The sequence below is a fragment of the Microcoleus sp. MON2_D5 genome (genome assembly GCF_036701905.1).
In the GTDB taxonomy this organism is placed as follows: Bacteria; Cyanobacteriota; Cyanobacteriia; order Cyanobacteriales; family Microcoleaceae; genus Microcoleus.
This window is the reverse complement of sequence record NZ_JAUBRM010000214.1, coordinates 1-2,354: the sequence shown is the minus strand read 5'-3', so window position 1 is coordinate 2,354 and position 2,354 is coordinate 1. Positions and strand designations below refer to the sequence as shown.

Below are 2,354 nucleotides of genomic sequence, written 5' to 3'. Positions count from 1 at the left end.
TTCCGATTTCTCAAGCGGAAACGCTAGCTGTGGTTCAAGGGGTGCGTCAATTTAACGCCTCGCATTTCGTTGAGGAACCACTCATTTAATTAACGGGACTTAAACAAATTTTAAGCCCAAACCAAGCGCAAACTGGCTTTAGACGCGGTAAATAAGTTCATGTTTTCTTGCCACCACCGCACAAATCTATATTCTGTCCCTTGACAGTTTTTATCTCCTGATGTCTCTTTAAAGGCAGCAGGAGTTTAGTTTTTGAGCTGGAATCCGCAGATTCTTTTTCTTCATGCCAATTTCCCTGCCCAATTTCGTTAGGAGGTAGTCGCGAGTCCTCAAGATTACCGTGAGCTAATGAACTCTGTTTCAAAATTTTTCTAGCCAGTTACGATCGCCAATCGGGAGGAAAAATCGAATTCGATCGCGCCACACCCGGATTGGCCGTAAATACACTAAATGCACTGCAATAGGCGATACCCAGTCCCAAATTGTCGGGAGCTGCGGGCGATCGGGCTAAAAGTCAAGAAAAGTCAAATAAAGTAAAGTAAATTACAAATAAAGTAAAGTCAACTTAAATAAACTTAAATAAAGTCCGCTTCCTCATAAGTAGTAGGACACAATTAATTACACAAAAATTTGGGCTACAAGCCTTGTCTAGTAAAGAATCAGCAAAAAATCAGTGTGTAATTAATTCTGTCTAATTACTTAGTCCGCGCCCGCTTCTTCCTCTGCCATCTCCTCTGGCGGCTGGATACCGAGAATGTGCGATCGCAACAATGCCGCCGTTTCTGGGGTCAATCCCCGGCCTCGCTGTTCATCGGGCCGATCGGGCATGATTCAATACGGTTCAGATAAGACCCTCATGGAGACAAAACTCTGTGAAAAACAGATACTGCGATTGCTTCGTTATTCGCTCGCAATGACAAAAAAACATTAACTGAACCGTATTGGGGCATGATTCCCATAAATGCTTCCCGAATATTGGATTTGAGTTTAGCAGTTTCATCATTAGCAAGTTTGAGGACTGACCGTGGCAACCATCCGGCGTCCGCCAGAATCTTGAGTGCTTCCAGTTCGTCATAATTTCTGCCGTACACTTCCTGAGCCAAAGTCACAGCCGCTTTGATTAATGGGGCCGCAGTTCGTACTTGCTCGATCGCTGCGGATTTGTCGGGGTTAGCTAGCGCCACATCTAACGCCGCATTGATTATCTGCATTAGCTTGGTGTAGGTGACAACCGAGATTTGGATCATCTGCCGCCCCTGGTCAAACCGTCGATCGGCATCACTGCTGTAGAGAATCTGCTGTCGTTTTTCGGCCTCAGCGTCCGCTTTCTGTTTCAGAGATTCTAGTCGGGCGATCGTCTCCTGCCAAGTGTCCGTCAGCTTCATCTGGCTGATTCTTGATCGGGTTAGTCCAAGTCGCTGGGCGATCGCTTCTTGGGTCAAACCGTCGAAGGTGAGCTCGGCGGCTGCGACTATTTTGCGGACTGATGATACACTTGCTGCCATCCCAAAAACCTTAACTTTTACTAACTTTTAGTAACCATTATTATCTCCATTATATCAGTTGCACCCTTTGACAACCAAGGATTTTGACTGATGGCTTCGGTAATAATGGCATAGTCTTTTTGGCGGTTTTGGGCGCTTGTTAATAGTAATGATTTTCCGTCAAAGGACACAGCCTCTCCCCGTGCTGAATCAGAATATGGATTTCCATGTACAAGCGTGGATTTTTTGGGTGGCGCTTGAGGATAGATTGAATTGGAAAAAGATTTTTTTCTGAGCGCGCTGCCACACCCTTGAGTTTATATTCTTTTCCATCGGGGGCAGCAAAATAAATAACTTCTAAGCTTTCTGACCTAAAGCAAGCCAATTTCCCCCGTGGCACTGTTAGTGGCTACCAGTAACCGAATTCTTCTTGTGACACGGGTCGCGACCCCTCATCCACACAGCCTGTCACAAGCAACAACAAACCTATTGCCACGCACCTTTTCCAACTCATTTGATTTTTTCTGTCAAAAAATCATTTTTGATGGGTCACACAACGGTTTTCCTTCTTTAATTAGCACGTCGGTTTTCATAAACACGTCTGAATTTTTAGGGTCGCGTTTGGTAATAGGGGAAATTGGGAGAAGAACTTTCCTGACAGGTGCTGGGTTACCCTGAAGCGAATATTCCTTTCCATCGGGTGCAACAAAAAAAATAATTTCTCCATCTTCGCCATTAAAACACGCCACTTGCCCGTGAGATACTGTCAACGGCCAAGCATCACCGAATCTTTTAGGACTTACGCATTGACAAATCTGCCCAAATATGAAGCAAGTGCTAAAATTACGGAATTCCTTTGGCAGGTAAAGT

3 protein-coding genes are annotated in these 2,354 nt (G+C 44.9%); all 3 read right to left on the bottom strand.

The annotated features are described in order from the left end of the window. Positions 1-699 precede the first annotated feature (699 nt). A complete protein-coding gene (locus QUA47_RS30715) occupies positions 700-828 on the bottom strand; it encodes a hypothetical protein (protein WP_333433611.1) in 129 nt (42 codons plus the stop codon). 26 nt (positions 829-854) lie between these two features. Further along, complete coding sequence (locus QUA47_RS30710; RefSeq protein WP_333433610.1) at positions 855-1,505, bottom strand: hypothetical protein; 651 nt, start codon at positions 1,503-1,505, stop codon at positions 855-857. Positions 1,506-2,011: 506 nt separating this feature from the next. Continuing rightward, on the bottom strand, positions 2,012-2,354 hold a 343-nt coding region (locus tag QUA47_RS30705), incomplete at its 5' end, for a hypothetical protein (RefSeq protein ID WP_333433609.1).